At 36.9% G+C, this 1,273-nt stretch carries 3 protein-coding genes; 2 read left to right on the forward strand and 1 reads right to left on the reverse strand.

The genetic code is table 11. From position 1 onward, the window contains the following. Positions 1–163, reverse strand: a 163-nt coding sequence (locus tag V7659_RS31270) for a DUF1878 family protein (RefSeq protein WP_335543877.1), incomplete at its 3' end; no start/stop codon positions are given. 234 nt (positions 164–397) lie between these two features. Between V7659_RS31270 and V7659_RS31275 the strand changes: the two genes are divergently transcribed. Then, positions 398–916 carry a DUF3267 domain-containing protein gene (locus V7659_RS31275; protein ID WP_335543876.1) on the forward strand — a complete coding sequence of 173 codons (519 nt, stop codon included), beginning with the start codon at positions 398–400 and terminating at the stop codon, positions 914–916. Positions 917–998: 82 nt separating this feature from the next. Continuing rightward, the gene (locus V7659_RS31280) at positions 999–1,184 is read left to right on the forward strand and encodes a hypothetical protein (RefSeq protein ID WP_072368131.1); all 186 of its coding nucleotides are present in this window, start codon (positions 999–1,001) and stop codon (positions 1,182–1,184) included. The last annotated feature ends 89 nt before the right edge of the window (positions 1,185–1,273 follow it).

Here is a 1,273-nt window from a genome sequence, read left to right on the forward strand (position 1 = left end):
CATCTGAGAGCTCAGCACAAATACGCTCAATGTCCTTTGCCTCTTCTTTCGATACACGCTGCCGGATCAATAGCGCATAATATGGATAACGGCTCATATCTGTCGCCGTCAGTAACAGTTCCATATAATATTCGAGCTGGCTCATTCGTTCCTCAATACTCATGTACGTTCCCTCTTTCTCTTAGTCACTCTATTTTAGCCGAAATTACTCATTGACGAAAGAGACGAACCTCCCTCTTATGTCTTTTTTTCTTGAAAAACCCAAAGTTTCCTCTCTTTATTCCATATGAATGTAACAATTTATTTTTTTTCATGAAAACCATTGATTTTTATCCTCAGGAAGAGTAAATTATCTTGAGATATTCAATTAGTTTTTTTGAGATTGGAAGGATGAAAAATGAATTGTTGGAAGACCATTAATCTTGAAAAGGATTATGGTTATACGAGAATGATGATTTCAGCCATATGTCTTACTGTATTTTTTTTCATTATGGCATTTTTATGTTTTCAACTGACTCATCCTGAAACGAGACTCAGCAGTCACAATGCACCACTTTTTGTCGTGCTTTTACTTGCGACATTGCTTGTCCACCGCGTGGGTCACTTGATCCCAGTCATGAAACATAAGAAAAAAATGACGTTATTTAAACGAAATTGCTGGCAGCGCGTGCCTAAGAGAGTGATGCTTTTCTCACTGCTCAGCCCGTTTTGTGTCATCTCACCTGTTTACTTTGTTTTAGGAATGGCATTTCCAATGTACGCACACTATTTTATTATGATCGCAAGTATTCATGCAGGCTATTGTTTGCCTGACTTTTTATTTGCTTGGAAACTGCTAAAAGCGCCAAAATCATGCATCATTGATCAAGCCCAAGACGAGTTTGATATTTTAGTTGACCCAACTTCCTCATCATGAGTTTTTTAAAGCCAACTTCTATCTTTTTCATAAAAAATTTGGTAATGTAGTATGGGAATAGCATAGAGAGGGGGGATCTCCGATAGTTTTATTTTACTTCATCGTCTTTGCCGCGTTTATTGTGTATTCAATAAACAGGCTTACTAATACATTATGCCTTGTCAGAGAGATTCCTGAAGAACGGCAAGATAAGGTGTTTCGCTTTATCAATGTATCGATACTGATCTTACTGATCTCATCATTTGTTGAAATTACCATATCTATTTAAGATCAAAGCAAAAGCTGCCTGTTTGATGGCAGCTTTTTGTGTATGATGATCTATTAGCAAATCCAAGATGCACCGATAATGATCAATAA

This window comes from Neobacillus drentensis, assembly GCF_036966985.1.
GTDB lineage: Bacteria > Bacillota > Bacilli > Bacillales > Cytobacillaceae > Neobacillus > Neobacillus drentensis_E.

What these genes read in the sequence shown, in the direction of transcription:
- V7659_RS31275 (WP_335543876.1), top strand. Translation starts at nt 398, where the DNA reads ATGAATTGTTGGAAGACCATTAATCTTGAAAAGGATTATGGTTATACG.